General features: G+C 62.0%; 23 protein-coding genes and 2 pseudogenes. 12 read left to right on the top strand and 13 right to left on the bottom strand.

Features of this window, described 5'->3' with window-relative positions; all coding sequences use genetic code 11:
* Positions 1-54: 54 nt before the first annotated feature.
* On the top strand, positions 55-813 hold the full coding sequence (locus tag G7016_RS12700; RefSeq protein WP_181114670.1) for a class II aldolase/adducin family protein: 759 nt from the start codon (positions 55-57) through the stop codon (positions 811-813).
* Positions 810-1,739: a 2-hydroxyacid dehydrogenase gene (locus G7016_RS12695; protein ID WP_181114668.1), complete on the top strand. Its 930-nt coding sequence runs from the start codon at positions 810-812 to the stop codon at positions 1,737-1,739. Before G7016_RS12700 ends, G7016_RS12695 begins: the two co-directional genes overlap by 4 nt.
* 49 nt (positions 1,740-1,788) lie before the next feature.
* Here the strand turns inward: G7016_RS12695 and G7016_RS12690 are convergent, their stop codons facing one another.
* The gene (locus G7016_RS12690; RefSeq protein WP_181114666.1) at positions 1,789-2,031 is read right to left on the bottom strand and encodes a hypothetical protein; all 243 of its coding nucleotides are present in this window, start codon (positions 2,029-2,031) and stop codon (positions 1,789-1,791) included.
* A gap of 252 nt (positions 2,032-2,283) precedes the next feature.
* Between G7016_RS12690 and G7016_RS12685 the strand changes: the two genes are divergently transcribed.
* Entirely contained in the window at positions 2,284-3,039 is a 756-nt protein-coding gene (locus G7016_RS12685) for a YkgJ family cysteine cluster protein (protein ID WP_181114664.1), read from the top strand.
* 104 nt (positions 3,040-3,143) lie between these two features.
* Here the strand turns inward: G7016_RS12685 and G7016_RS12680 are convergent, their stop codons facing one another.
* Both G7016_RS12680 and G7016_RS12675 read right to left on the bottom strand, forming a co-directional pair.
* Positions 3,144-5,312 (bottom strand): TonB-dependent receptor, encoded by a 2,169-nt coding sequence (locus tag G7016_RS12680; protein ID WP_181114662.1) that lies wholly within the window; start codon positions 5,310-5,312, stop codon positions 3,144-3,146.
* A gap of 207 nt (positions 5,313-5,519) precedes the next feature.
* A complete protein-coding gene (locus tag G7016_RS12675; protein ID WP_181114660.1) occupies positions 5,520-6,176 on the bottom strand; it encodes a TIGR02466 family protein in 657 nt (218 codons plus the stop codon).
* Between the two features lie 158 nt (positions 6,177-6,334).
* Here G7016_RS12675 and G7016_RS12670 point away from each other — a divergent pair, with 158 nt between their 5' ends.
* From G7016_RS12670 to estP, 3 genes are all read left to right on the top strand, one after another.
* Positions 6,335-7,171, top strand: a complete 837-nt coding sequence (locus G7016_RS12670; RefSeq protein WP_181114658.1) for an aldo/keto reductase — start codon at positions 6,335-6,337, stop codon at positions 7,169-7,171.
* 21 nt (positions 7,172-7,192) lie between these two features.
* Entirely contained in the window at positions 7,193-7,735 is a 543-nt protein-coding gene (gene thpR / locus G7016_RS12665) for an RNA 2',3'-cyclic phosphodiesterase (protein ID WP_181114656.1), read from the top strand.
* Positions 7,736-7,870: 135 nt separating this feature from the next.
* Positions 7,871-9,781 (top strand): esterase EstP, encoded by a 1,911-nt coding sequence (estP, locus tag G7016_RS12660; protein WP_181114654.1) that lies wholly within the window; start codon positions 7,871-7,873, stop codon positions 9,779-9,781.
* Positions 9,782-9,859: 78 nt separating this feature from the next.
* Here estP and G7016_RS25810 read toward each other — a convergent pair.
* The 4 genes and pseudogenes from G7016_RS25810 to ppnN all read right to left on the bottom strand — a co-directional run.
* Positions 9,860-10,459: pseudogene (locus G7016_RS25810) on the bottom strand (methyl-accepting chemotaxis protein); the annotation flags it as partial.
* Positions 10,460-10,717: 258 nt separating this feature from the next.
* Positions 10,718-11,503 (bottom strand): annotated as a pseudogene (locus G7016_RS25805) (MCP four helix bundle domain-containing protein); the annotation flags it as partial.
* Between the two features lie 136 nt (positions 11,504-11,639).
* Entirely contained in the window at positions 11,640-12,209 is a 570-nt protein-coding gene (locus G7016_RS12650; RefSeq protein ID WP_181114650.1) for a GNAT family N-acetyltransferase, read from the bottom strand.
* A 51-nt stretch (positions 12,210-12,260) separates the two neighbouring features.
* Positions 12,261-13,634 carry a nucleotide 5'-monophosphate nucleosidase PpnN gene (gene ppnN, locus G7016_RS12645; protein ID WP_181114648.1) on the bottom strand — a complete coding sequence of 458 codons (1,374 nt, stop codon included), beginning with the start codon at positions 13,632-13,634 and terminating at the stop codon, positions 12,261-12,263.
* A 245-nt stretch (positions 13,635-13,879) separates the two neighbouring features.
* On the opposite strand from ppnN, the gene G7016_RS12640 reads away from it, so the two are divergent.
* The 3 genes from G7016_RS12640 (at position 13,880) to G7016_RS12630 (ending at position 17,193) form a co-directional block, all read left to right on the top strand.
* Positions 13,880-14,641: a substrate-binding periplasmic protein gene (locus tag G7016_RS12640; protein WP_181114646.1), complete on the top strand. Its 762-nt coding sequence runs from the start codon at positions 13,880-13,882 to the stop codon at positions 14,639-14,641.
* A 180-nt stretch (positions 14,642-14,821) separates the two neighbouring features.
* Positions 14,822-15,850 (top strand): chemotaxis protein CheB, encoded by a 1,029-nt coding sequence (locus tag G7016_RS12635; RefSeq protein WP_181114644.1) that lies wholly within the window; start codon positions 14,822-14,824, stop codon positions 15,848-15,850.
* A 170-nt stretch (positions 15,851-16,020) separates the two neighbouring features.
* Positions 16,021-17,193, top strand: a complete 1,173-nt coding sequence (locus tag G7016_RS12630; RefSeq protein ID WP_181115192.1) for a GGDEF domain-containing protein — start codon at positions 16,021-16,023, stop codon at positions 17,191-17,193.
* A gap of 52 nt (positions 17,194-17,245) precedes the next feature.
* Here G7016_RS12630 and G7016_RS12625 read toward each other — a convergent pair whose 3' ends face one another.
* Together G7016_RS12625 and G7016_RS12620 are read right to left on the bottom strand one after the other, a co-directional pair.
* Positions 17,246-19,363, bottom strand: a complete 2,118-nt coding sequence (locus G7016_RS12625; RefSeq protein WP_258195174.1) for a TonB-dependent siderophore receptor — start codon at positions 19,361-19,363, stop codon at positions 17,246-17,248.
* Positions 19,364-19,521: 158 nt separating this feature from the next.
* Complete coding sequence (locus tag G7016_RS12620) at positions 19,522-20,376, bottom strand: DMT family transporter (RefSeq protein ID WP_181114642.1); 855 nt, start codon at positions 20,374-20,376, stop codon at positions 19,522-19,524.
* Positions 20,377-20,917: 541 nt separating this feature from the next.
* Here G7016_RS12620 and G7016_RS12615 point away from each other — a divergent pair.
* On the top strand, positions 20,918-21,667 hold the full coding sequence (locus tag G7016_RS12615; protein WP_181114640.1) for a 3-oxoacyl-ACP reductase family protein: 750 nt from the start codon (positions 20,918-20,920) through the stop codon (positions 21,665-21,667).
* On the opposite strand, the gene G7016_RS12610 is transcribed toward G7016_RS12615, so the two are convergent.
* The 3 genes from G7016_RS12610 to G7016_RS12600 form a co-directional block, all read right to left on the bottom strand.
* Positions 21,668-22,144, bottom strand: a complete 477-nt coding sequence (locus G7016_RS12610) for a GNAT family N-acetyltransferase (RefSeq protein WP_181114638.1) — start codon at positions 22,142-22,144, stop codon at positions 21,668-21,670.
* Positions 22,145-22,317: 173 nt separating this feature from the next.
* Positions 22,318-22,872 carry a nucleotidyltransferase family protein gene (locus tag G7016_RS12605; RefSeq protein WP_181115188.1) on the bottom strand — a complete coding sequence of 185 codons (555 nt, stop codon included), beginning with the start codon at positions 22,870-22,872 and terminating at the stop codon, positions 22,318-22,320.
* A 61-nt stretch (positions 22,873-22,933) separates the two neighbouring features.
* Positions 22,934-23,647 (bottom strand): hypothetical protein, encoded by a 714-nt coding sequence (locus G7016_RS12600; protein WP_181114636.1) that lies wholly within the window; start codon positions 23,645-23,647, stop codon positions 22,934-22,936.
* Between the two features lie 600 nt (positions 23,648-24,247).
* Between G7016_RS12600 and G7016_RS12595 the strand changes: the two genes are divergently transcribed.
* Positions 24,248-25,048, top strand: coding sequence for a DUF1206 domain-containing protein (locus G7016_RS12595; protein WP_181114634.1), 801 nt, complete (start codon positions 24,248-24,250; stop codon positions 25,046-25,048).
* A 94-nt stretch (positions 25,049-25,142) separates the two neighbouring features.
* On the top strand, positions 25,143-26,036 hold the full coding sequence (locus G7016_RS12590; protein ID WP_181114632.1) for an NAD-dependent epimerase/dehydratase family protein: 894 nt from the start codon (positions 25,143-25,145) through the stop codon (positions 26,034-26,036).
* Positions 26,037-26,040: 4 nt separating this feature from the next.
* Here G7016_RS12590 and G7016_RS12585 read toward each other — a convergent pair whose 3' ends face one another.
* Positions 26,041-26,571 (bottom strand): AAA family ATPase, encoded by a 531-nt coding sequence (locus G7016_RS12585; RefSeq protein WP_181114630.1) that lies wholly within the window; start codon positions 26,569-26,571, stop codon positions 26,041-26,043.
* Positions 26,572-26,607: the final 36 nt, after the last annotated feature.

The following is a 26,607-nucleotide window of genomic DNA, read 5'->3' as shown; positions in this document are numbered from 1 at the left end:
GGCGCGAGCCTTGCAGCGGGTTTGTTCTTTGCGTGCCATGCCTGGAGCCCCTACATGAGCTGCCCTGAAAACATCGATCAAACGGAATGGACCTTGCGCTGCGAACTGGCCGCGCTGTACCGGCTGATCGCACACTTTCGCATGACCGACCTGATCGACACCCATATCAGCCTGCGCGTGCCGGGCCCGGAGCATCATTTCCTGATCAACCGATACGGCGTGCTGTTCGACCACATGCGTGCCAGTGACCTGGTACTGATCGACCGCGACGGCCGCCGGGTAAACCCGGCCTACAAGGATCACAACGTCAACGAAGCCGGCTTCGTGATTCACTCGGCCATTCATATGGCCCGGCCGGATATGAACTGCGTGATCCACACCCATACCGCCGCTGGTATGGCCGTATCCGCCCAGGCTCAGGGCCTGCTGCCCATCACTCAGCATGCGCTGAAGTTCTACGGCAAGTTAGCCTATCACGCCTACGAAGGTGTGGCGCTGTGCCTGAGCGAGCGGGAGCGGCTGGTGCGCGACCTGGGCCCGCATCGGGCAATGATACTGCGTAATCATGGCTTGTTGGCCGGCGGCCGTAACGTGGCCGAAGCCTTCCATGAGATTCACTTTCTCGAGCGTGCCTGCCAGGCACAGGTGCAGGCGCTGGCAGGTGGCAGTGAGCTGATCTACCCCAGCGAGGAGGTGTGCCGCCTGACCGCCAGCCAGTTCACCGACGATGAAGAAGGCATGGCGTTGATCCAGCTGGCCTGGGATGCCGCGCTCAAGTTGATTGCGCCTCAGCGCGAGGACTATTGCTCATGAGCGGGGTGGTATTGATAAGCGGTACCGCCGACCTGGCGGAGCTGCGCCCGGCGATACAGTCACTGGCGCCTGACCTGCCGGTGTACCTGCATGGAGAGCCAGGGGCCGAGCATGCCGACGTTGCCGCCTGCTGGTGCCCCGCGCCGGGGAGCCTGGGCAATTACCCGCGGCTGCGGTTGGTGCAATCCATCGCCGCCGGGATCGACAACGTGCTGCGCGACCCCAGCCGGCCTGCGGATGTGCCGGTATGCAGGATCGTGGATGCCGACCACCGTCAGGGCATGACCGAGTACGTGATCTGGGCCGTGCTGCACTATCACCGCCATCTCGATACGGTGGTCGCCAACCAGGCGCGGGCGGTATGGGCTGAACCACCGCAGCACCCGGCCAGCGCTCGAACGGTGGGTATCCTCGGGCTGGGCGCTCTGGGGGCGCATGCTGCTTCGGCGTTGGTGGGGCTGGGCTTCAAGGTGCGTGGCTGGGCCCGGTCAGCCAAAGCCATCGAAGGGGTTACCAGCTTTGCCGGGCCGGCTGAGTTACCCGCATTCCTGAACGGGGTGAACATCCTCGTATGCCTGTTACCACTTACTGAAGAAACCGGCGGCCTGCTGAATGCAGGCGCCTTCGAGCATCTTGCCTCTGGCGCGGCCCTGATCAACTGCGGGCGCGGCGAGCATGTGGTGCTGCCGGATTTGCTGGCGGCCTTGGAGAGTGGGCAATTGCGTGGCGCGGTGCTGGATGTGTTCGAGCACGAGCCCTTGCCGGCGGATAATCCGCTATGGCGTACGCCGGGAGTGATCATCACGCCGCACATGGCGTCGTCGGCTTCGGTCGAGGGTATCGCCCGGCAGGTTGTAGTCAATGTTCAGCGGCTTCTAGCGGGGGAAACATTGCTGAACCAGGCAGATCCTGAGGCTGGGTACTGAGGCTGGGTACTGAGGCAGGGTACTGAGGCAGGGTATTGAATGGACGCTGCTACACCGTCTTGAACACTTCAAGCGGGGCGTGGGAGCCCTTGCCGCGCAGTTCATTGATGGCGTGAAGCAGGATAACCACCAGCACCTTGTCGTTGTGCCACTGGCGCGACTCCAGGCTGCGCTGCACCTTGGCCGGTATCTGCGGGTCCACCAAGGTCAGCAACACCTGCTCGCCGCGGGCTTCTACCGTGTGTTTCACAGGCGGATCCAGCCGCTCGAGCAGCAAGTGCAAATCTTTCATCGGCTATCTCCAAGGCGCCTACCTGACAGTTCTGCCAGCTATACAGGGCCCACCAACTGTACAGACTCTGTGAAGCATAGCCCCTTCGGAGTAGCCCCATGCCTGATACCGCCCTGCAGCTGCTGATAACTGACCCGCGGCAGTTGTGTCAGGCACTGGCGGTGTAACAACTGGCACACAATCTGCTCTAGCTACCCCATCTCCGCCCAGTCGCCGGTTTCCCGGCGCGGGCTCAATTGGCTGAGGTAGCGCATGCGGTTTTCCTGTGTGGGTTGTGGCAAGTGCTGTAACGATCATCACGTTCCGCTCACCCTCGATGAGGCAAAGCAGTGGGCGGCCGACGGGGGCACGTTGATCGTGCTGACCGAAGGCTTCCTGGACGATGAGCGCCTGGCGCTAGACCCGGCCCTGCAACATGCCCAGCGCCGTTCGCTGCGCGTGCCGTGCGGCAGCACCCATGCCCATGTCGCGATTACCTTTGCCGCCTTCAACGTGGGGCCCTGCCGCAACCTGGACGAAAACCTGATGTGCCGGATCTACGACCGCCGGCCATTGGTGTGCCGCATTTATCCGGCGGAAATCAACCCGCACATTCCGCTGCGTGCCGAGAACAAAGACTGCCCGCCGCAGGCGTGGGAGCAGGGGCCGGTGCTGATCCATGGCGGCAAGGCGGTGGCGACTGAACTGGAGCAATTAATCGAGCGCTCGCGCCAGGCAGACCGTGACGACATCGCCGCCAAGGCCGCTATCTGCAAACTGCTGGGGATACGCACCATGGCGCTGAAGGGCGAGGGGTTTACCGCGTTCATGCCGGACATGCGCCACTTTATGCAAGCGGCAGAGCGCGTGGAAACGTTGGGGTTGGCCGCGTCGGCGGCGGATCAGCCTTGGTCGCTGCATGCGCCGAGCGAAGAGTTGGTAGCGCGCCTGGAAGACACCGGCGCGCTGATTGCCGCTGCCCTGGAGCAGCAGAACTCGGCGTACATTCCGCTGCGCAAGGCGTCCTGACGGGTAGATGCCCTGATTCGCGAGCTACGCCTGCGGCTTCGCTTGCTCCTACCCCGCGCTGTGTCAGGCGCGTTGTAGGAGCCAATGAAACTAGCGAACAGGGGTTAGAAGTCCACCGTACCGGAGAACTTCACCAGGCGAGGCTCGCCCTGGGTCAGGTAGCCACCGTAGGCCGAGGCCCAGTAGTTCTTGTCGGTGATGTTTTCCACGTTCATGCGCAAGGTCACGTCCTTCTGGCTGACCTTGAATTTGTAACGGGCACCGGCATCGAAGCGGTTCCAGGTCGGCAGGGTGAGGGTATTCTTGGCGTCGGCATACTGGCCACCAGTGCGCAGCATACGGGCGTTCAAGGCCACGCCTTCCAGGCCCGGTACATCCCAGTCGACGCTGGCGTTCATGGTGAAGGTTGGTACGCCTACGGCGTCTTTGCCTTCTGTAGTGGCATCGTTCGTATCTTGCAATTCAGTAAAGATACGCGTTGCACCCGCCATCAAGCGCAGGCCGTCGATGGGTTCACCGAAGACATTGAGCTCGATGCCTTTATTGATCTGGTCGCCCTTGGCTACGTAGATACCGTTCTGCGCGTAACCATCGGTAGGCTTTTCAATCCGGAATACGCCCAGCGAGGCACCGTAGGTTTCCCAGTCCAGCTTCACACCTGCCTCGAGTTGCTTGGTGCGGCCCGGTGCGAAAACTTCTCCAGGGTTACTGACAGTCCCGTTACTGGGTGCAGTAGCACCTTCTGCCAATCCTTCAATCCGGTTGGCATAGAGCGAGACGGTGTCCCACGGCTTATAAACAATGCCATACACAGGTGTGGTGATAGCTTTGTCATATACAGGGTCGATACGGCTGCCACTTCCGTACCCATAGGACTGTATGAGAAGTTGCTGTCGGCGCACCCCAGCGGTAATAAGCAATGTGTCATCGAAGAAGCCGAGCGTATCGGAGATTGCGATGCTTCGGTTCCGGGTTTTACCTGTCACATTGGGGTCGCTTAGCTCGCCACCTTTGAGGGACCAAGCCGAGGGCTTGGTCAGCGAGGTGGGGTGGTAGATATTCGTGTTTCCCGCCGTGGACGGATAGAACTCATAAGCGTTTTCCTGCTGAGTCCAGATCGTCGCCCCGCCAATTGCGACCTGATGGCTGACTGGCCCCGTCTGGAAGTGCCCGTTCAATCCGGCCGAGAAACTGTTGTTGTCTTCGTTGTGGTCGATGGTGGAGCCACCTATGGTTGCAGCCCCAGTCGTGGCATTGATCAGGGTTGGGGTGCCATACATGCCGGTTTCATGGGTGTGCCTGACGCCTCCCGCCACGTTGGCGGTCCAGTTGTCGTCCAGGTCATATTCGCCGCGAATCATCCCGAAAGTGTCTTCAGTTTCCGCATAAGTCCAGTCCGGAGCGTAGTTCTTATCTGAAGCAGGGGCAGTGGGGATGCTCGTCAACCCTTGACCGAGCTGCACCGAGTTACGTGCATGGTTGATCCGCTGCTTTTGATAACCGAAGTCAGTCGATACGCGGAAGCGGTCGCCGCGGTAATCCAGGCCAGCCACGAACAACTTGCTGCGCTGGTCCTGGTCGTCGACGGCCGTTTCGCCTTCACGCTGGCTCAGGTTCAACCTCGCTCCGAACCGATTGTCTTCGCCAAAACGCTGACCGATGTCCAGGTGTTCGCCGATGCGGCCATCGCTGGAGATGTCCTGCGTATACCGACGAATCGGGGTATCGCTGGCACGCTTGGATACCAGGTTCACCGCGCCGCCCAAACCGGTACCCGTAGGGGATACACCGTTGAGGAACGAGTTCGGGCCTTTGAATACTTCCACGCGCTCCAACGCATCGGTAGACAGGATCTGCCGAGGTAATACGCCGTAAAGGCCGTTATAGGAAATGTCATCGCCGTTGAGGGTAAGGCCGCGAATCACGAACAGCTGGGAATTATTGCCGTAGCCATACGCCTGCCTTACCGACGCATCGTTCATCAACACGTCGCCCACGTCCTCGGCCTGCTGGTCCTCGATCAGTTTCGAGGTGTAGCTGGTCATGGTGAACGGCACATCCATGATGTCCTTGTTACCCAGAATGCCCAGCTGGCCACCGCGCGCAACCTGGCCACCGGCAAATTCGGGCGGCAGGGGGTTCTGTTCTTCGGTTTTCTGTGCGGTAACGTCGATAGCGCTGAGGTCCACGGCGTCCTCGGCGGCGTGGGCAGCGAAGGCAACGGAACAGCACAGGGCAAGCAGGGTAGGGCGGGACGGGAAGCGAACGGCCATCGGATGGTTCCTGGAACGGGTCAGGTCAGGGAAGTGCCTTCCTGGCAATAGGAATGAATCTCAGGCGCGAATGCTAGCAGCAGTCATTGCAAACTGTTATCAGTTTTTTTCAACTTTTTTTCACATTTGTGAGCGGATTTCTCCGAATAGCGCGCACGGCCATTCAACCTCGCGCCGGGCAGTTGCCAGCGGGTGTGCCGAGAGGGCTCACAGCCCGAAGTTGAAGGCGATCGACACGCGAGGGCGCGCGCCTTTGAACGGCCTTACGCTGTGCAACAGCCAGGAGGGGAACATCACCAGCGTGCCGCTGCGGGCCGCCTCGGTCGTCGCGCAGCCGGCGGCCACACATTCCTCGATGCGCATGCGCAATTCCGGCCGGTAGGCCGAGGCTACCAGCCCACGGGGGTCGAGGAATTCAAGATCGCCGCCCACGCTCGGATCATCGGCGCGGCCGCCGTCGTCCACCCAGTACACCGCCGACCAGAAGGCACCAGCATGGCCATGCACGCCATTGCTGTCGCCGGCGCGGTTGATGTTGGCCCAGGCGTTGAAATGCCACTCGAAGGTGGCATGTACCAGCGTGTTGTCGGCAGTGTGCACAGCGGTGAGGCTGCGGGCCATGTCTTGAGCGAACCCCAGCAGATACGCGCCGGCTTCCCCCGACCAGCTGGCGAAATCGCCCTGGGATTGCCAGCCGCCCTGATTGCTGTGCTGCACCCCGCGTGAGCGCGCTTCCTCGGCAAAAATCGCGGCGCTCAGGCGTTCGTTCAGGGCCTGAGCGTCCGGCACCGGGCAGCTCACCAGAGGGGTAGGGAACAGCTTGCGGATTTTAAGAGTGCTTTCGTTGAAAGAATGCTGGGTCATTTCGGCCGCCATACCGCTGGGAAACATCAGGTCAGCTTTATTCTGGTGGCTGTAATGGGGTTACGCAACCTGGCGGCAGCCGGCGGAATTTGCGAACCCAACGGGCTTCGGCGCTGTCGTTAACCCATCGCGCCATCAATTTCGAGTGAGGAGCCGCCATGAGCAAGTCCGTACCTTTATTGACCTTGAACGACGACAAGATGATGCCTCAGTTGGGGCTGGGGGTTTGGAAAGCGACCGACGACCAGGCCCGCCAGGCTGTGCTGCATGCCTTCGAAGTGGGCTACCGCTCCATTGATACGGCGGCTATTTATGAGAACGAGCGCGGCGTGGGCCTAGGCCTGAAGGACGCCGCGCTGCCGCGGGAATCCTACTTCGTCACCACCAAGGTGTGGAATGCCGACCAAGGCGCACAGCCTTCGCGCGATGCCGCCTTGCGCAGCCTGGAGCGGTTGGATCTGGAATACGTCGACCTGCTGTTGATTCACTGGCCGCTGCCCCAGGCGGATCGTTATCTGGAAACCTGGGAAACCTTGATCGCCCTGCGCGATGAAGGCCGGGCGCTATCCATCGGTGTGTCCAACTTCAACCCGGCCCACCTGGAGCGCCTGATCAGGGAGACCGGCGTTACTCCGGCGGTGAATCAGGTGGAAGCCCACCCGTATTTCCAGCGTGCCGACCTGCGCGAGGTGCACCGTTCGTTGAATATCCATACCGAAGCCTGGAGCCCGCTGGCTCAGGGCAAGGTAGCCCAGGACCCGGTGTTGCAAGCCCTTGCCGCCAAATACGGCAAAACCCCCGCCCAGATCACCCTGCGCTGGCACCTGGATAGCGGCAATATCGTGATTCCCAAATCGGTGACACCCGAGCGCATTCGAGAGAACTTCGACGTGCTCGAATTCGAGCTTACCGATGACGACCGCGCCAAGATCGCTTCATTGGACAGGGGCGAGCGGCTGGGCCCGGATCCGGAAACCTTCAACATGGGGGCCTGACGCACAACAGGAGCACCCGCCATGCCTCATCCACGCGAACCGGGCGAACCCTTCAAGCGGCTGTTCTTCGCGTTGGCGTGCACGCCTGAGCAACGCCAGGCGATTGCACGCTGGCGCAAGGAACTGCCGCTTGGCAACGGCCGGCGCGTGCCTGCGGATAATTTCCACCTCACACTGTTGTTCCTCGGGGAAGTGCCGCTGCCTCTGCTGCCCGCGATTCTGGCTGCGGCGGGTGCGGTAAAGCCCCCGGGAGAGCCACTGCGCGTGCCGCTGGATCGGCTCGATGGCTGGCGCCGCTCGGGTGTGCTGCTGCTGGCGCCCGAGCAACCGCCAAGGGCGCTGCTGCGGTTGGCCTATGACCTGCAGCAAGCCATGCAACCGTTGGGCTTGCTACCTGAGCACAGCGATTACCGCCCCCACCTCACCCTTGCGCGGGATTACCGAACCGAGGTACCCGAAGCGCCCAGTGCGCCGGACTTTCTACTAAAGGCCACCCACTTCACGTTGTTCGAATCCCGCAAGGGCTCCTATGTGCCGTTGCAAGAGTGGCCGCTGGTGGTTTAACCGGGCTCAAGCCTACATTCAAAAATATTCGTTTGAATTCAATTGCTTGATAATTAAATCCATCGGGGTGTAAATCTTCGCCAATTAGTACTATCGTCCGTGCTGTAACAATAAAAATACAAGGACGATACCTTCATGAACAAAGCGTTTCCTCTTGCCTGCGCCACCGCGTTAGCCCTGGCCGTTGCTTCGGCGCCTGCCTGGGCGAACCCTTCGCCTTACTCCACCATGGTGGTGTTCGGCGATAGCCTCAGCGATGCCGGGCAATTCCCTGACCCGGGCGGGCCGTTGGGGTCTGCCACCCGCTTTACCAACCGCACCGGGCCCACCTATCAGAACGGCAGCGGCGAGGTGTATGGGCAGGTTTCGCCAACCCTGCTGGGCGACCGACTGGGCCTGGGCTCCACTGAGCTGGGCGCCTCCACCTCGGTGGTGAACCAGGCGCTGGGGCTGGCCGATGGCAACAATTGGGCAGTAGGCGGCTACCGTACCGACCAGATCCTGGATTCCATCACGGGCCAGTCCACGGTAGAAACCGGCGGCATTGTGTTGCGACAGCGCCCCGGTTACCTGGCCAATGGCAACCGTGCCGACGCCAGGGCCCTGTATTACCTCACCGGGGGCGGCAATGATTTCCTGCAAGGGCAGGTGACCTCTGTGGCTACGGCCGCCGCCGCCGCCGGGCGCCTCGCCGCTAGTGCGCAGGCACTGCAGCAGGCCGGCGCGCGCTACATCATGGTATGGCTGCTGCCCGACCTGGGGCTTACCCCGTTCAACTACGGCACGGCAAACCAGGCCGGCGTTTCGGCACTGAGCAGCGTGTTCAACCAAACGTTGGTGGCGCAGTTGGCACAGATCGATGCCGAGGTGATCCCGCTGAACGTCCCGCTGTTGCTGTCGGAAGTGGTCGCAGACCCGGCGCGCTACGGCCTTGCCACCGGCGAGAACCTGGTAGGTACCTGCTTCAACGGCAATGGCTGCACGGCTAACGCCAATTACGGGCTGGGCAGCGCCGCGCCAGACCCTACGAAGTTGCTGTTCAACGACAGCGTGCACCCCACCACCACTGGCCAGAAGCTGATCGCTGACTATGCGTACTCGCTGTTGTCCGCGCCGTGGGAGCTTACCCTGCTGCCGGAAATGGCCCATGCCGGGCTACGTAGCCATCAGGACGCCTTGCGTAACCAGTGGCAACAGCCGTGGCAGCCTGTAGGTGGCTGGCAGGCGCTGATCGACACCGGCGGCGAGCAACTGACCTTCGACAACCAGCATGGCGGCGCGAAGGGCGATGGCAAGGGCTATACGCTTACGGTAGGCGGCAGTTATCGCCTGAATACAGCATGGCGTGTGGGCGTGGCTGCAGGTTATTACCGGCAGCGAATGGAAGCCGGCGTGGCGGATTCCGACTATAGCCTCAACAGCTACCTGGGCACGGCGTTCGCCCAGTACCAGCAAGGGCGCCTGTGGGGTGACCTGGCCGCCACCGGTGGCTCGCTGGACTACGACAGCCTCAAGCGCACGTTCGACCTGGGTGTAGGGCAGCGCTCGGAAAAAGGCGACAGCCAAGGTGAGCTGTGGGCGGTAAGCGGCCGGCTGGGGATCGAAGTAGCGCCAGCCGATAGCCCATGGCGGGTATCGCCATTCGTAAGCGCAGACTACGCCAGCGTGAAAGTGGACGGTTATTCCGAGCGCACCGAGCGCGCCACTGCACTGGATATCGGCGACCAGCGCCGCGACTCCAAACGCCTTGGCCTCGGCCTGAAAGTGAGCCGAAGCCTGGGCGATGCCACCCAGCTATTCGCCGAAGCGGCCCATGAGCGGGAGTTCAACGATGACGCCCAGCAACTGGACCTCGCGCTGCGTAGCCTGCCCGCCAATGGCTTTACGCTGCAGGGCTACAGTGCCCAACGCAACCTTGATCGCGCCAGCCTCGGGCTGCGCCATCAACTGGCGCCGGGCCTGAGCGTGAGCGGCATGTACAACTGGCGCCGCACCGACGCCAGCCAGCAGCAAGGCCTCAACCTTGGCCTCACCGTGGAGTTTTAAGCGGCCGCTACGCGTCCCAAGCTGCAAGCCACAAGCTAAAAAGCCCATGGCTCTAGCTTGCCGCTTGCAGCGTGCCACTTAAAGCTTGAAGCGGGCAACCATGCGGCTGAAGGAGGTAGCCAGGCGGGAGAGGTCCTGGCTGGACGCGTTGGTCTGGTTGGCACCGGCGGCGGTCTGGCTGGACAGGTCCTGGATGTTCACCAGGTTGCGGTCCACTTCGCGGGCCACCTGGGCCTGCTCTTCGGCCGCGCTGGCGATCACCAGGTTACGCTCGTTGATACCCGCCACCGCCACGGTGATACGTTCAAGTGCCTGGTCTGCGGCTTCGGCCAGTTGCTGAGTATTTTGCGCCAGCGACTGGCTGTTGCCCATGGCGCGCACCGCCTGGTCTGCCGTGGCTTGTACAGTGGCGATCATGGTTTCGATTTCGCCGGTGGAGGTTTGAGTACGCGCCGCAAGCGCGCGTACTTCGTCCGCCACCACCGCGAAGCCTCGGCCCTGCTCGCCAGCCCGTGCCGCTTCAATGGCGGCGTTCAAGGCCAGCAGGTTGGTTTGCTCGGCAATGCCACGAATCACGTCCACCACGTTGCCGATATTGCGCACCTGGTCGGCCAAGGTGTGCACGGTTTCGGTCGAGCCATTGAGCTCGCGCGCCATGCCATTGATTGCGCCTACTGCTTGCTGCACCTGGCTGCGGCCGGTCTGCGCTTCCTGGCTGGTGCTGCGCGAAGCTTCGGAGGTGGATACCGCATTGCGAGCCACTTCTTCCACTGCGCTGGTCATCTCCGTTACCGCCGTGGCGGCCTGTTGGATCTCGTCGTTCTGACGGGTCAGGCCACGGGTGCTTTCTTCGGTCACCGCGCTCAACTCTTCAGCCGCCGAAGCCAGCTGGTCCGACGCCTTGGCGATCTCTTCGATAGTGTTTTTCAGGTTGGTCTGCATCGTACCCAATGAGGTCAGCAGCATGCCGGTTTCGTCGGTTCGGTCGGCCCGGATGGGCACAGTCAGGTCACCATCGGCCACGCGGCGGGCGGTCGAGACGGCCAGGTTGATCGGCCTCACGATAACGCGCGTGATAAGCATGCCCAACCCGATGGCCATGATGAACGCGATTGCGATACCGGCAATCAGCAGGTAAGTGGCCCGCTGCGAGGTGGCGCGCGAGTCGGTGGCGGCCTCGTCGATCTGGCGAACGTTGGAATCGTTGATGGTGGTGATTTCGCCAAGCACGCGGCGGTAGCCTTCCAGCACCGGCCCGTTCAGCGCCTGGCGCGCCACCTCGATGTCGCCTTGGTCGATCAAGCTGATCGCCCGGTCTACGGCGGCCTGGAAAGCAGCCCAATCGGTTTGCTGCATGGCGTCGCCGGCGGCGCGCTCATCGTCGGCGAGTGGGGTAGTGCGGTAGGTCTGAAATGCCTTCCAGGCGTCTTCGCGGCTGGCATTCATGGATGCGATCAGCTCGCGGCGGGTTTCCACCGGCGCCTTGGCTGCCACCAGCGAAAGATAGCGATAAAGGTCGCGGTTTTGCGCGATAACGCTGGCGCGTATCTTGTTTACGTTGAGGATCGAGACAACGTTGTTGGAAAACACGCTGTCGAGGTTGTCGCTGACCTGGCCGATGCCTCGGCCGCCAATGATGCCCACGATCAGCGTAAGCAGTGCGCAGAGAACGAACGCGGTTAGAAGTTTGGTCGCCAACTTGGCGTTGTTGATAAAGCCCATGGTGGTTCAGCCCTTTTCCGTGCTTTAAATCGAACACGCAGGCACAGCCTGCCGATGGCCATAAGCATCGGCGATACTTGAGCAAATTAAAGCGCACCGGCCGTGCGCCCGACGTGCGGGCGACCGGGTGAAGGCGTTAGCGTCGGCGAGGGCGCGACACCACCGACTCGATATTCTTACGACCGATCAGCGGCGTGGGGGGAGCTTCGGCCGGGGCGGGGGCCAACCATTTGAACATCACCAGGCAATCCACCAGGCCCTTGCGAGCATGGCGGTAAGCCTTCGGCAACCGGCCGACTACCTCGAAGCCCAGCTTCTGCCACAAGGCAACGGCCACCTCGTTGGTGGCCACTACCGAGTTGAATTGCATGGCAAGAAAGCCGCTGTCGCGTGCCTGGGTTTGCGAGTGCTCGCACATCAACCGTGCCACGCCGCGCCCGCGGGCAGCCTCGGTGACCATGTAGCCGCAGTTGCAAACATGGCTGCCAGGCCCGGCAGCATTGGCTTTGAGGTAATAGCTGCCTAGCAGCACGCCATCCTCTTCAGCCACGAAGGTGTGCAGCGGCAGGTCGAGCCACAGCGCCCGGGCCTGAGCTTCGGTCACGCTGGGGTCGTACGCGTAGGTTTCCTGGGCGCTGACCACGGCCTGGAAGGTAGGCCAGAAGCGGAGGAAATCTTCTGGCTGCATGGGGCGGATCGAAATCATCATGTTTCCTGAAAGCTGAGGCAGCGCCCGACGGGGCACTGCCTCACAAGGTTATTGCACTACCCGATAGCAGGGCACGTAGGCGTCTCCACCAGGGAGTTTCATCCGGTGCTGCGCCACGAAGGCGCGCAACAGTTTATCCAGGGGTTGCATGATCGCAGGGTCCCCGTGGATCTCATACGGGCCGTGGGCTTCGATCAGGCGGATGCCGTGCTCTTTCACGTTGCCCGCCACGATCCCCGAGAATGCCCGGCGCAGGTTTGCCGCCAGCTGGTGTGGAGGAATGTCGCGGTTGAGCTGCAGCGCGGCCATATTCTCGTGGGTGGGGTCGAACGGGCGCTGGAAGCCTTCTTCGATCCGCAGCAGCCAGTTGAAGTGGAAGGCATCGGCGCGTTCGCGGCGGAAAAGCTTCACGTCCTTGAGGCCCTGAGCCATTTGCCGGGCCACTTCGGCCGGGTCGTCGATGATGATGGTGTACAGCGCCTGCGCGGCCGGCCCCAGGGTAGCGCCAATGAACGCATGCAGCTGCTCGAAGTAATTGGCGGCGCTGCGTGGGCCGGTGAGCAGCAAGGGGAAGGGCAGGTCGCGGTTTTCCGGGTGCATGAGAATGCCGAGCAGGTACAGCAGCTCTTCGGCGGTGCCCGCGCCGCCCGGGAACACGATGATGCCGTGGCCGACACGCACGAACGCTTCGAGGCGCTTTTCGATGTCCGGCAGGATCACCAGCTCGTTCACGATGGGGTTCGGCGCCTCGGCGGCAATGATCCCCGGTTCGGTCAGGCCCAGGTAGCGGCCACCGGTAAGCCGTTGCTTGGCGTGGGCAATGGTGGCGCCTTTCATCGGGCCCTTCATCACACCCGGGCCACAGCCGGTACACACGTCAAGCTTGCGCAGGCCCAGCTCGTGGCCCACCTTCTTGGTGTATTTGTACTCATCGCTATTGATGGAGTGGCCGCCCCAGCACACCACCATTTTCGGCTCTACTCCGGCGCGCAAGGTGCGGGCATTGCGGAGCAGGTGGAACACGTAGTCGGTAATGCCCACAGAATTGCTCAGGTCGATCCGTTGGCTGTCCAACTCACTCTTGGTGTACACGATGTCGCGCAGGGCGCTGAAGAGCATTTCCCGGGTGCTGGCGATCATCTCGCCGTCCACGAAGGCATCAGCCGGTGCGTTGAGCAGTTCCAGGCGAACGCCGCGATCCTGCTGGTGAATGCGTACCTCGAAATCCTTGTAGGCGTCGAGGATGGTCTTGGCGTTATCCACATGGGCGCCGGTGTTGAGAATGGCCAGGGCGCATTGGCGGAAAAGCGTGTAGATGCTCCCTGAGCCCGCTTCGCTCAGTTGCTGCACTTCGCGTTGCGAGAGGGTTTCCAGGCTGCCCTTTGGGCTGATCGAAGCGTTGATTACGGCTCGTGCGGTCATACTCGGTTCCCTTTGAGCGACCCCCGGGGCGTATGGCTGGCCGGGGCTCGGCAGTTGCACTGGAGTCATTGAACCGAGCCTTGCGGTGGAAAGCAAACCTTCGCTGCATGTAGGTGCCCGTCACCATGCTATTAAAGCGCCATTGGGCAGGATCTTTCCGCCAGGGGCTAGCGTGCAGTCACCGCACAGCCTATCGTCGGCGCAGGCGCTTTCAGCCATGGGCTGGCCACGCGCGGGAGAAGTACATGCGCACACTGTTATCCAGCGGTTGCCTGATGGTTTCACTGTTGCTTCCTGCTGCGGCCTGGCCCGCGCCGCTGCGGTTGGTAGGCGATCTGTGGCCACCTTATGTGGATGTTTCGCTGCCCGGCGGTGGGGTGGCTACCAGCGTGGTCGCCGCAGCGCTGACCCGCGCGGGCTACCCCTGCGAGTTTCAGCAACTACCGTGGGCGCGGGCGGTGCAAGGCATCGGAGATGGGCGCTACGACGTGCTGGTCACGGTATGGTACAACGACGACCGCACCCGCATTGGCGAGCATTCCGAGGGATACCTGGCCAACCGCATTCTGTTTTGGCGCCAGCGGGGGGCTGCGGTCGACTTCGATGGAGACCTCGACGGCCTGGCTGAGTACCCCATCGCCGTCGCGCGGGGCTACGCCTACAGCCCGGCCTTCACCCGCAACAGCAACCTGCTGAAGATACCGGTGAAAAACTTCGCCATGGCGACTGAAATGCTCGCCGCCGGGCGGGTAGCCCTGGCGGTGGAGGACGAGCGCGTAGGCCGTTATGTGCTGGAACGGCAACCCGCGCCGATTCAAAGCCAGGTCGAGCCGCTGCCCACGCCGTTGGCCGAAGCCGACCTGCGTATTCTGGTAAGCCTTAAAACACCGGACCACGGCAAAATCATCAAGGGCTTCAATCGGGCCATTGCCGAAATGCGTGCCGATGGCAGCCTGAAGGCGCTCACGGCGCAGAAGGGCGCGGGGCAGGGCGCAACGGTGCAGTAGCCGTTTGGGCAGTTTCCTTGGTGTTTCAGTTCACTACGCCACCGAACACCACCTTCACGCAGCGGTCCAAATCCTTGCCAGGCGAGCCAACCTGCAGTTTGTCGCACTACACCCTTGGCTGGCCGGCACCCAACCGGCGGGGGCTCCCGCTTTGGCATGGCTTGAAGGAACGTGAGCAGCATGGATAAACCTGGCAAGGCACGGAAGGTCGTTGTAGTCGGGACGTCTGCGGGGGGCGTGGACGCGCTGCAGCAGTTTTTCGAGGTCATCGACCCTGACACACATGCCGCCTTCCTGGTGGTGATGCATATTCCTCCCCAGGCCAGGAGCAACCTCGACCGCATCCTTTCCCGGGCCACCCGACTGCCGGTCATCGCGGCTTATGAGGATCAGGCGCTGAAACCCGGCACGGTGTATGTGGCAACGCCCGATCGCCACCTGATGCTCGATCCGCAAGGGATACGTGTGACCCGCGGGCCGCGGGAGTGCAGGGCTCGGCCGGCCATCGACGTGTTGTTCAGGTCGGCCGCCGTCGCTTATGGGCGCAACGCCATCGGGGTGGTGCTTACCGGAGCCCTGGACGACGGCACTGCCGGGCTTTGGGCGATCAAGGACCGCAACGGCTTCGCACTGGTGCAAGACCCCGCCGAAGCCATGCACAGTTCCATGCCGCAGAGCGCCATCGACCACGTGAAGGTGGACTTCGTTGCCCCGGTACGATCGCTGGCGGAGCGGATTGGCGAGCTGGTCAGCGAACGAGCGCTCACCCATGAGCTCGTACCGGACGCCGTGAATGAGCACCTGGTGATCGAGAACCGGATCAGTATGAGCGGCAGAGGCCTTGAAGAAGGGGTGTTCGGGCTTGGCAAGGTGTCCAGGTACACCTGCCCGGAGTGCCATGGCGCACTGGTGGAAATCAAAGAAGGGCGGATCATCCGCTTCCGTTGTCATACGGGCCACGCCTATTCCATGAAAACCCTTATCGGCGCGATCAACGAAAGCGTGGATGAAGGCCTTTGGGATGTACTGCGAGCCTTGGAAGAACGCATCCTGCTGCTAAGGCAGATGGCGGAGCTTGCCAGCGAGGCGGGGCACACTGCCGACGCCGCCTATTGCCTGGAGCAGGCGGACCGTGCCCACGCAAGGCTCGAGCCTTTGCGCGAAGTGGTGCTGGACCTGGAAATTTTCGGTTCTCCAGCTGCTGACTGACCTACCGTCGAATCTACATCAGCAGTGCAAGGCGCGGGCTCGGCGGTGACGGCTGGCTTGCCTGCGCACCCCCGCCTGCCGTCGGCCAGAGGCGAACCGGCGCTCTGAAAACCAAGCGTAACGGCTTACAATCCCCCTCTTTTTTGTCGACTTCAGGCCCGCCCGTGTTTATCGCGCTCGACCCCCCAACCATGCTCACCATCACGATCGCCCTCGCGGCCGCCGCCGCGTTGTACCTGGCGGTGGAATGGCGCAGCGTGCGTCAGCCCTCGCTACTGTTCTGGAGCAGCGGGTTTGCCACTATTGCCGTGGGGTCCACGCTGGCCCTGCTGCGTGGCAGCGGCCTGTTACTGGTAGGCATCTGGTTCGCCAATGGCTTGCTGGTGGTTGCGCACTGGCTGTTTTTGCTAGGGGTGGCACGCTTCACCCAGGCGCGGCTTTCACGGGCCTGGTACCTGATATTCGTGGGCTGGGCAGGGCTGTTGTTGCTCCCCGACGACCCTTCCTGGTCCAAGCTGATGCTCGCTGCCAACTCCTTGCTGGTGGCTGTGCTGATGTTCAGGGCTGGCCTGCTGCTGCGCCCGCATGGGAAATCCCTCACGGTGGGCGCGGTGCAGTTGCGATATGTGCTGTTGGCCCACGGCACGTTTTATTTCGCCAAGGCGCTGAGCGCCGGTATTCCCGGCACCGTGATCGACCTTACGGCGTTCCGAGGCGAGATCATTCAGATCTCCCTGGTGGAGGGTGCGATGGCGATCATGTTGATTGCGCTGTCGATGACCGGTACGGAGCGCTATCGGCGCGAAACCCGCATCGCCCGCCTGGCCGCGCGGGATCCGCTCACCGGCTTGTATAACCGCCGTGCGCTGGATGTTCAGGCACCCCGGTTGCTGAGCACCGCCAGCGCTGCAAGGCCGGGCGCCGCGCTATTGATCGACATCGACAACTTCAAACCGGTGAACGACCTGTACGGCCACAGTGCGGGCGACCGCCTGCTGGTGTCGTTGAGTGAAATGATCCGCGCAGTATTGCCCGAGGGTGCACTGGCGGCCCGGCTGGGCGGGGACGAGTTCATCATGCTGCTGGGCGGGGCGTCACAGGCACAGGTGCTGTCGCTGGGCGAGCAATTGCGTGAGCGGTTCCAGCAGTTTGCCGCCCAGGCTTTTCCTACCGCCGAGGCGGTTACCCTCAGCATCGGCGCCAGCCTGTTCGTGCGGCCACCTGCAAGCCTGGCGGCACTCATCGAACAAGGCGACGCCGCGCTTTATGAATCCAAGCGAGGCGGGCGTGACAGTTTGCGATTGGCCGACCCGGCGCCCGAGGGGCAGGCGCCGGTGGCCTGAGGCGGTTCAGCCTGGGCCCATCAGGTGGGCCCAGGCGAAGCGGGCGGGAGGGTCAGTACTTCCAGCTGACCGAAGCGGTCACGTTACGAGGCGCCGCGTAGTTGCTGGCGGTCCCGCTGTAAAGGGAAGTGAAGTACTTGCGGTCGCTGATGTTGTTGAAGTTCAGCGCGGTGCTCCAGTTTTCGTCGATGTCATACCCGGCCATCAGGTCGACCACGGCGTAGGCATTCTGGCGAATCACGCTGGTGGTGTCGTTCTGGATGCCGCTCTGCCAGCTTACGCGCGTACCCACGGTCGCTTTCGGCATGAAGGGCAGGCGGTAGGTGGCCAGGCCGTGGAAGCTGTGGGTCGGTATGAACCTGCGCGCCTTGTCGCCGTTGTCGTCGTCGATGCGGACATAGGTGTAGCCAGCGAGGAGGTCCAGGCCTGGGTAGACCTCGCCGGACGCTTCCAGCTCGATGCCGTGGCTTTTGTAGTCCACTGCTTCGTAGAGGTACTGAGAACCATCGAATACGTACGCGCCCGCGACGTTACTTTGCTTGGTCTTGAAAACAGCGGCAGTAAGGTCCAGGCGGTTGTCCATCAGGCGGCCCTTGATACCCGCTTCAAGGCTCTTGCCTTCCAGCGGGTCGAGCGGCCTCTTGTCCAGGCCGACCGTGTTGTACTGCGGGTTGAAGATCTCGGTCCAGCTTGCGTAGAGCGCCCACTGCTTGCTCAGGTCGTATACAAGGCCGGTGTACGGGGTAACCTTGCCATGTTCGCGCATGGAGTGGTCTGAACCGTAGCTGAGGCCTGAACCGTCTGCGCTGATCATTCGTGCGCCGGCGATCCAGTGCAGGTCATCGGCCAGGCTGAAGCGCGCACCCGCGAACAGGCTCTTTTGGCGATCTTCGAAGTTCTGCGTATTAGTGTCGCTGGTGTAGACGAAGCCAGGTTTCGCCGCCGTGCCCGCCAACAGACCGGCGAACGACGTGTGGTAGTACCCGAATTGGTCAACATCTGCGCGGGACGGGTCGTACTCGCGGGCTTTCTGATGGGTGCGGCCATAGCTCGCGCCAATGGTCAGCTCGTGCTCGCGGCCGAAGAGGCTGAACGGCCCCGACGCCTTCGCCTCGCCAATGATCTGGTGGGATTTGCCCGAGGTATCCGCCGCATACACGTAGGCATCGTCGCCGGTCACGCTGGAGACGTAGAACATGTTCGTGTCCTGGTACTCGGTAACTCCGGTCGCCGTCACGGTCGCATTCCAGCCGTTGTCGAACTCATGCTTGAGCTCGGCGAAGGCGCGCTGGGTATGGATGTTCCAGTAGGTCCACGATTGACCCACGCTTGAGCTGCGGCCGCTGTAGTGAATGGCGTTGCCAGAAGAATCGGTAAGCGGCAGGTTGCCCCAGGTGCTGCCGTTTGAATCGCTGTTGTGCTGGGTAAAGCCCACTGTCAGCGTGTCGGCGTCGGACAGGTCAAAGGCCAGCAGGCCGGCGGTGACGTTCTTTTCATGGCTGTAGCGGTCCAGCCAGGAGTTGCCCTTGTCGTGGGCATAGATAAAGCGCCCGCGCACGTTGCCGGTAGGGGTGAGCGGGCCGGACACGTCTACGTCCACGCGGCGGTTGTCCCACGAGCCCACGCTGGTGTTGATCTGCGCCTGGAAGGTTTCGGTGGGGCGCTTGCGCACGTAGTTCACCGTGGCCGAAGGGTTGCCCGTGCCGCTCATCAAACCGTTGGCGCCGTGCAGAATGTCGATCTGCTCGAACTCGGCCATGTCCAGGTCACCGTTCTGGATCGACTGGGTGAAGGGCATGCCCATGCCATCGAACTCAAAGGTGCCAATCTCGAAGCCGCGCGAGGTGAACTCGGTTCGGTCGGTTTCGCTTTGCTCCACGGTAACGGAGGGCGCCGCGCGGATGGCGTCCTTCACGCTGTTCATCTTGAAGTCGTCCATCTGCTTGCGCGTGATGGTGGTGATGGCTTGCGGTGTTTCCTGCTTGGTGAGGCCAAGCTTGGTGGTGCTTGAAGACGGCTGGCCCTGATAGCCCTGAGGTTCCCCTTCGCTGGCCGCGACCGTGTCCTCGATTTGCGTAGTTGGCAATGTGACCACATCGGCGGCGTGGGCAAGCGGCAACGCGGTGCATGCACTGGCTAACAGCAAGGTGGCGGGGAGACGAGGTTTCAAGGTCGCGGTTCCTGGAGGTGAATGGAAGCGCACGATTCTGAATGAAAACGCAAATGAGAACTAGACGCAGCGGTAACAAAGTGTCGACATTTTTTTCACATTGGCACGCTTAACAGGTGGGGCTGCACATGCACCGCACATGCAGCCCCCAAACCGCATCACTTGCTGCGGAAAACCACTGCCAGCCCGAGCAGGATAAGCACCATTCCCGCCAGGCTCATGGCCCCAAGCGCGTTGCCTAGCACCAGGTAATCCAGCACAACGGTAACCACCGGAACCAGATAGAACAGGCTAGTGACGTTCACCAGGTTGCCACCCTGGATCATGCGGTAGAGCAGCAGTTGCGCCCCTACCGAGATCACTAATCCCAACCACATCACCGGCACGATAAAGCCCATGTCCAGGCTGACCGCTACGGGCTGGAAGGGGCTGAACCCCAGGCACAGCAGCAGGCTGACCACGTACTGCAGCGGCATCACCTCGGCAGGGTGCTGGCTGACACGCCTTTGCAGGATCGCCCCGGTGGTCATGAAGCCCAGCGCCAGTAGCGCGAAAACGCACCCCAGCACAGACACATGCGCCGCCATCACGCTGTCGTACACCACCAATACCAGCCCGGTGAGCGCTACCAGCAGCCCTGCCAGCCTTGCCGGCGACGCGCGACGCTCAAGCAGTAATAACGTGAGAATGGGCTGTATACCGAGCAGGGTAGCGATCACCCCGGGGGTGATGCCGTAGGCCATGGCCTTGAAGTAACAGATGGAATACCCGCCGATGAGCATGAAGCCGGTGGCCGCTACCGAGATCCGGGTGCCCGAGGCGGGCAACCAACGCCCGCGAACACCGCCTATCAACAACAAAGCGAACAAGGCCAGGCTGAAGCGCACGATCAGCAGCCCGAAAGGCGAACCGTGGTCCAACCCCCAACGGGTGAAGATTGCGGCGCTGCCCCACAGCAGTACGAAAGAACCCATGGCCCCATAAGTGGCGAGGGTAGAGCGGGAAATACTCATGAAGTGAATCACCTGTGTTCAGAACAGACAGGCTCCAGCACCCCATGCAGGGGCAGCGTTTCGAAGGCTCTGAGGCTGGAGCTGTGACAGTCGGCCGGTCAGGCCAGCGCAACCCGCCGTGGCGGGGCAGGGGATACGCAGGCGACCGCTGCTACAACACAAGTGGCAACCACACAGCTGCCCGGCTGCCGGGAGGCGGCGGGCTTCGCGAAAGGCGCGATGTGGGTGGTTGAGAACATGGAAGGGTTACCACAGTTAAGTGAGCCGAACATAACAGAGCCAGTCAGCGGCTGTAAATATACCCAAGCGCACAACGTGCAGCCGGAGCGTGCCCGTCACGCTGTGCGACTTGCTGCTAGGCTGCAAAAGCCATGCACCTCGTTGCCCATCCGGCATGCATGCCATGAGATTGTCTGATCCTCGCGCTGCGCACAGCTGTTACTGCCTTCCTTTCGCTGTTTCTCGCTCGAGATCCGGTTCGTTCATCCGCACAGGTTCATCCTCGGCTGCCTGGGCTTACCGTTATTCAAAGGAGATCATCATGCAAATCAGCCACACACTCAGTGAAAAGGTAGCCTTGGTGCAAGGCGGCTCCCGGGGTATCGGGGAAGCGATCGTTCGACGCCTGGCGGAGCAGGGCGCAAGCGTGGCCTTTACCTACGTGAACTCGGCGGAGAAAGCCCAGGCGCTGGCGGCCAGCATCAACGACGAGGGCGGCAACGCTCTGGCCATCCGTGCCGATGCCGCCCGGGAAGAGGAGGTACGCGCTGCAGTGGAAAAGACAGTGGCCAGCTTTGGCCGCCTCGACATCCTGGTCAACAATTCGGGCGTGCTGGTGTTGGGGTCTGTCGAAGACATCAGCCTGGAAGACTTCGATCGCACCCTGGCGGTGAATGTGCGCAGCGTGTTCGTGGCCAGCCAGGCGGCCGCCCGCCATATGAAGGAAGGCGGGCGCATCATCAACATCGGTAGTGTGAACGCAGACCGCATGCCCTTTCCCGGCGGCAGTGTGTATGCCATGAGCAAGTCGGCGCTGGTGGGGCTGGTGAAGGGGATGGCCAGAGACCTGGGCCCCCGCGGGATTACCGTGAACAACGTGCAGCCGGGCCCCATCGACACCGACATGAACCCGGCGAATGGGGACTTCGCTGAAGGCATGCTGGCGCTCATGGCGCTGGACCGCTATGGCCGCGCCGAAGAAGTGGCCGCGCTGGTAGCCCACGTTGCCGGGCCCGAAGGCGGCTATATCACCGGTGCCCACTTGACCATTGACGGCGGTTTTGGCGCCTGATCAGCGAGGGCCCTGGCCGTCGATGTGTCGAGACATCAGCCAGTGTTGCTTGCCCCACGCCTGGAACGGCTCCAAGGTTACCCAGCCGCGTTTTGCGTAATACGCCTGGCGGTCATGGGTATGGAGGTAGAGCGTGCGAGCGCCGGTTGCCTTGGCGTGGCAGCAGATCTCCTCGATCAGCTCCCCCGCCAGCCCACGTTCACGGGCGGCGGGGTGGATGTATACGCACGCCAGCCAAGGGCCCAGATCCGCACGGCCCGGAAGGTCATCGGCCGCAAGGCATGCCCCACCCAACAGCCGCTCGCCTTCAAGCGCGATGAGGCACTTCCAGGCGCCGTTGTGCTGGCCCTCAGCGAACTCCTGTTGCCATGCCGCCAGAGGCAGGGGCTCGAATTCATAAGTGAACTGTTCGTACAGCCACTGCGCCATCGTGTGGCAGTGCTCCATGTGGTCTTCGAGCCAGGCCAAGGTGTGCATGGTGAGTTCCTGTTGTCATGAATGGGTATGGCGCCGGTTCTGCCAGGGTGGGACCGGGCGTAAGCCCGGGAATGTGCGTTGGAGGAAGGAGGAAGGCGTCACTGGAATGGGCTGGGTGCGCCGGTTCGCAGGCTTCGCCTACTCCAGGTGAGTGGCAGGCCGGGGGCTGGCATTCATCCCAGGTACACAAGGCGGGGCCAAAGGGTATGCCACTGCTTGGACTGAATGCGCTTGAGGTAGGTCCCATACTTGTCGCCTTCGAACCGAGGCGTCGGGCGAACGATCAGCGCGAAAAGGTCGTCCAGACCAAGAGGGGCGGCGACTTCAACCTTTCCTTCCCGATTCAACCTCACCCCAACAGCGGTGGCTGTTTCCGGCCAGCAAGTCATGGCCTGAACGGCGCTCGCGTAAGGGGCATCGTGATTGCGCAGGTGCATACGCGCCTGGTTTTTCACAGACCAGTCCACGGTGCAGTCGAGCGTGCAGAGCCTGGCCTCAAGCTTAACGTCTCGCTCAGCCTCATGGTTATCAGAATCGAACCAGATAACGTCGACATCACTTCGCAGCGGGGACGATCGTCGGCCGTGCAGGTGATCCCACACGGCACTTCGAACGAAACCGGCGGCTACCCAGCAATCCGGTAGGTCCAGCGTCTGGACCTGCCTCAGGATGTTCATCCTTATAGGGTCGCGCTGTATCAGTGAGATGAGGTCGGAGGTTGTCACAATGCTGCCTTTCATTACTGCAGCGGCGGGGCTGGCCACGCGCTCACGAGGCTTTCCCTGCCCATTACATCGGGCTGAACGACGACGCGGCGGAGCAATAGCGTGAGCGTGCGTCGGCGTCGCTATTTTTAATACATTGGTCCTTGAACCAGCGTTTGGCGCCCTTGCGACATTCCCGGTAGTCGATGGACCCGCGCGGGTAGTTGCTGCACACACTGGAGTGATCGATGTCGTTGCCATTCACCTGCCACGTGGCGAGATACCCCGATCGGCCATCCCAACTCGTTATTGAGTAAGTTTCAACCGCTACCGTACGGGCGGTCTTTGCGCCACCCCCCTGGGCGGTATGGAACCGCGCCAGATAATCGGCAGATACCATGCCCTGGGCAGGCGCGATTGCCGCCTTGGCGCGAGGCACTTCACCAAACCGGCAACGCAGCACCTCCTCATCTATTGCGGCACCGCTGCCGAGACAATCGGAAAGCGGCCTTGGAGCGGCTTGGGTCACAGGCTTATCCGCAGGGGGAACGGAAGGAGGTGCGGGGTTTAGCATCTGTTTATTCACCGGACCGATCCCACTCTTCGAGGGAAGGGCGGATGAAACGGGGTGGAGGTAATTAACCACCCGGTTCCAGTTCAAGCCAAGCATGCCTAAGCATATGAGTAGAAAAACCAGCGCGATCAGCCCGGCCCCCTGGGATCGCCGAGGGCGTGGGGCGATGGATTCGAACGCTTCGATGGCGCGCCCGCGAACGGGGCTGACCTTGGTCGGCGTCATTGCACGCTCAGGCATCAAATCAGTCACAGCGCCCCCGCTTCTTGTCGTGTTTGGAACATGTTTTCTGGCCGGACCCGCCCTGCCAGTGCACGCGCGCTTGTTCCTCCCTCCAGGATTCACAGCTTGAATACCCGCGGGCCCAGCCTTCGGCATAGGCGCCCTGAAGGTGGGCGCGAGGGTCGGCGTCGCGTGCTGCGTAACCCTGATCCTGTTTACGCGCCTCGCAACCCGATGAATAACCATCGCTGTAAGCGCCTGGCGGGATAGGTCGGTAAAACAGGCAAGACGCCTGAAGCGTACAAGCGAAAACGATGAGCGTCTTTGCGGCGGAGCGAAGCGACATGGGCCATCCGTTTCAGGCAAGGGGCGCCCACGCTATCGGCCTGTTTCCGCTGCGCTTGAGGGTTAGTTCGCGGGCTTCACCTACGGCTCGCCCGGCTCAAACCAATCCTCTGCACCTCCAACGAACGGATGAATATCCGGGACAGTCCTGCAGGCCACTGAAGCAGTCCTGCTGAAAATCGTAAGGCAGACGAGCCAAATCGAACCCCTTCACACCCATCGGGTCTGCCATCTATCAATTGCATAGAGCCAGGTACCATGTCCCCGCAACACACCCTCGTCCTGTTGGCCCGCAGCGGCTATGCCGCCCGGGGCGTTATCTATCTGATCATGGGCATCTTCGCCTTGCTGGCCGCGCGTGATTCGGCCAGGCCGAAAGACAGCCACGGCACGCTGATGGCCGTGCTCACCCACCCGCTTGGCGATGTGCTGGTGGGGTTGGTTGTAATCGGTTTGCTCGCCTTCGCCGGCTGGCGAGTGGTGCAAGCGGTTCGCGATGTGGACCACCATGGCACGGGGCTCAAGGGCGTGACCATTCGGGCAGGTTTGCTGGCCGGGGGTATGGTCAACGGTGCGCTGGCCCTGTTTGCGTTGGGGTTGTTGGTCGGTAAATCGAAAAGCTCCGGCGGGGGCGATCAAACCCGCGACCTGCTCGCCCATCTGCTCTCCTGGCAATATTCCAACCTGTTGGTTTATCTCATCGCGATGGTGCCGCTGGGCGTAGGCATCGCACACATCATCAAGGGCTGGAAGGCTTCGTTCGAGAAGTACTTCGATGCACATGAGGCAATGGAGTACGTGCGTCCGGTTTCCCGGTTCGGCCTGATCGCGCGCGGCGTGGTGTTTATCGAGATCTCGCTGTTGCTGCTGGTAAGCGGTTCGAGCTACCAGGCCATGGACCCGCCGGGGATGAAAGAGGCCCTCGCGGCCTTGCAGAACCTGCCGGCCGGCGGTGTGCTGCTAATGGCCATGGCGTTGGGGTTGATCGCGTTTTCCGTGTACAGCTTTGCCGAGGCGGTGTGGCGCAAGATCAACATGGACGTGCCGGGCGTTTCATGACTTCAGCGCAAAATTCATTTGGCAATTCGCGCCTTTTTAGCCAAAAACCCGAGGCACATACTGGCTCCATCATTCATCACACGGGAGTCAGCCTTTGAATATCTTCATTACCGGTGCTGCAGGGTTTATCGGCGGTTCGATCGCAACAGGCCTTGCCCAGCGCGGCCATCAGGTTACCGGGCTGGTACGCAGCCCCGAGCAAGCCGAGGAGCTCCAAGCCCTCGGGATCGTTCCAGTGATCGGCACCCTGGAGGACAGCGCCTTGCTCACCGAGCAGGCGCGTGCAGCCGACGGCGTTATCAATGCCGCAAGTAGCGACCATCGCAGCGCGGTAGAGGCATTGATCGAAGGGCTGAAGGGTTCCAACAAGCCCTTCCTGCACACCAGCGGCTCCAGCATCGTGGGCGATGCCTCCGGCGGCAAAGGCGGCGGGCACATCTATTACGAGGGCCAACTGCCGGAAGCGACGCCCGACAAGGCCGCGCGCGTGGCCATCGACAACCTGGTGATCGCTTCGGCCAAAGAGGGCGTACGGTCGGCGGTGATCTGCAACACGTTGATTTACGGGCATAGCCTGGGCGTGAAGCGGGACAGCGTGCAGCTACCGCGGCTGCTCAAGCAGGCTAGCAAAAGCGGCGTGGTACGCCACGTGGGGCCGGGTGAAAACGTGTGGTCCAACGTGTTCATCGAAGATGTGGTCGAACTGTACGCGCTGGCACTGGAGAAGAACCCGGCGGGTACGTTCTACTTTGCCGAAAGCGGCGAGGCGTCGTTCGTCGACATGACCAATGCGATGGCCGAAGCCCTGGGGTTGGGTAAATCGCAAGACTGGCCCCTGGCTGACGCCGAAGCGGAATGGGGCTATGAAATGGCCAATTATGGCCTGGGCTCCAATAGCCGGGTGCGCGGCACGAATGCTCGCGAATTGCTGGGCTGGGCGCCCAAGCGTACGTCGGTGATCGAGTGGATTCGCAACGACATGGTGTAAGGCGTTAACCCGACGGCGCTGCTGAGCGCATGATGTGCTCAAGCAGCGCCGCTACTGCCGCGAACGGCGACAGCTCGGCTGTGTCCAGCGTGAAAGGCGCCTCCAGCCATGGCTCATACTCATGTTCCAGAACAGATAGCCAACTGGGCGGAACCAGCCCTGGTACATCTGCCTGGCGGGTTTCAACCCTGCGTCGATGTTCGGCCTTGTCGGAACACACGACCTGAACGTCCAGCAGCCTGACGGCGGCCTTCGTTGCGACAGCGGCCCAGGCGTGCCGGCTCTCGGCCACCGGATTCACGCAATCCACCACCACACTGTTGCCTATCTGCAGATTGCCAAGCGCGACGTCGCTGGCCACTTGATAGCCGCTTGAGCCAATGTCCCCAGCCAGCACGCCGGCGTTTCTAAGCGCCTGTTCGATGGTGTCGATGCGCAGGTATACCGAGCCTGTTCGTTGAGCGATGGCTTTGGCGATAGTGGTCTTGCCTGTGCCAGGAAGGCCGCTGAAGACAATGAATACCTGATTGTCCATAGACGGTTACCGCCTCTTTGCGGATTGATCACCCGT

Source organism: Pseudomonas japonica, from assembly GCF_013522925.1.
GTDB lineage: Bacteria > Pseudomonadota > Gammaproteobacteria > Pseudomonadales > Pseudomonadaceae > Aquipseudomonas > Aquipseudomonas japonica_A.
This window is presented reverse-complemented; position numbering and strand designations above follow the sequence as displayed.

Bases quoted from the DNA above. Each gene is read 5' to 3' on its own strand.
- G7016_RS12675 (WP_181114660.1), bottom strand. From the start codon at position 6,176: ATGACCCAGCATTCTTTCAACGAAAGCACTCTTAAAATCCGCAAGCTG.
- G7016_RS12620 (WP_181114642.1), bottom strand. From the start codon at position 20,376: ATGAGTATTTCCCGCTCTACCCTCGCCACTTATGGGGCCATGGGTTCT.
- G7016_RS12700 (WP_181114670.1), top strand. From the start codon at position 55: ATGAGCTGCCCTGAAAACATCGATCAAACGGAATGGACCTTGCGCTGC.
- G7016_RS12640 (WP_181114646.1), top strand. From the start codon at position 13,880: ATGCGCACACTGTTATCCAGCGGTTGCCTGATGGTTTCACTGTTGCTT.
- estP (WP_181114654.1), top strand. From the start codon at position 7,871: ATGAACAAAGCGTTTCCTCTTGCCTGCGCCACCGCGTTAGCCCTGGCC.
- G7016_RS12615 (WP_181114640.1), top strand. From the start codon at position 20,918: ATGCAAATCAGCCACACACTCAGTGAAAAGGTAGCCTTGGTGCAAGGC.
- G7016_RS12670 (WP_181114658.1), top strand. From the start codon at position 6,335: ATGAGCAAGTCCGTACCTTTATTGACCTTGAACGACGACAAGATGATG.
- G7016_RS12600 (WP_181114636.1), bottom strand. From the start codon at position 23,647: ATGACGCCGACCAAGGTCAGCCCCGTTCGCGGGCGCGCCATCGAAGCG.
- G7016_RS12635 (WP_181114644.1), top strand. From the start codon at position 14,822: ATGGATAAACCTGGCAAGGCACGGAAGGTCGTTGTAGTCGGGACGTCT.
- G7016_RS12685 (WP_181114664.1), top strand. From the start codon at position 2,284: ATGCGGTTTTCCTGTGTGGGTTGTGGCAAGTGCTGTAACGATCATCAC.
- G7016_RS12595 (WP_181114634.1), top strand. From the start codon at position 24,248: ATGTCCCCGCAACACACCCTCGTCCTGTTGGCCCGCAGCGGCTATGCC.
- ppnN (WP_181114648.1), bottom strand. From the start codon at position 13,634: ATGACCGCACGAGCCGTAATCAACGCTTCGATCAGCCCAAAGGGCAGC.
- thpR (WP_181114656.1), top strand. From the start codon at position 7,193: ATGCCTCATCCACGCGAACCGGGCGAACCCTTCAAGCGGCTGTTCTTC.
- G7016_RS12585 (WP_181114630.1), bottom strand. From the start codon at position 26,571: ATGGACAATCAGGTATTCATTGTCTTCAGCGGCCTTCCTGGCACAGGC.
- G7016_RS12650 (WP_181114650.1), bottom strand. From the start codon at position 12,209: ATGATTTCGATCCGCCCCATGCAGCCAGAAGATTTCCTCCGCTTCTGG.
- G7016_RS12610 (WP_181114638.1), bottom strand. From the start codon at position 22,144: ATGCACACCTTGGCCTGGCTCGAAGACCACATGGAGCACTGCCACACG.
- G7016_RS12680 (WP_181114662.1), bottom strand. From the start codon at position 5,312: ATGGCCGTTCGCTTCCCGTCCCGCCCTACCCTGCTTGCCCTGTGCTGT.
- G7016_RS12695 (WP_181114668.1), top strand. From the start codon at position 810: ATGAGCGGGGTGGTATTGATAAGCGGTACCGCCGACCTGGCGGAGCTG.
- G7016_RS12690 (WP_181114666.1), bottom strand. From the start codon at position 2,031: ATGAAAGATTTGCACTTGCTGCTCGAGCGGCTGGATCCGCCTGTGAAA.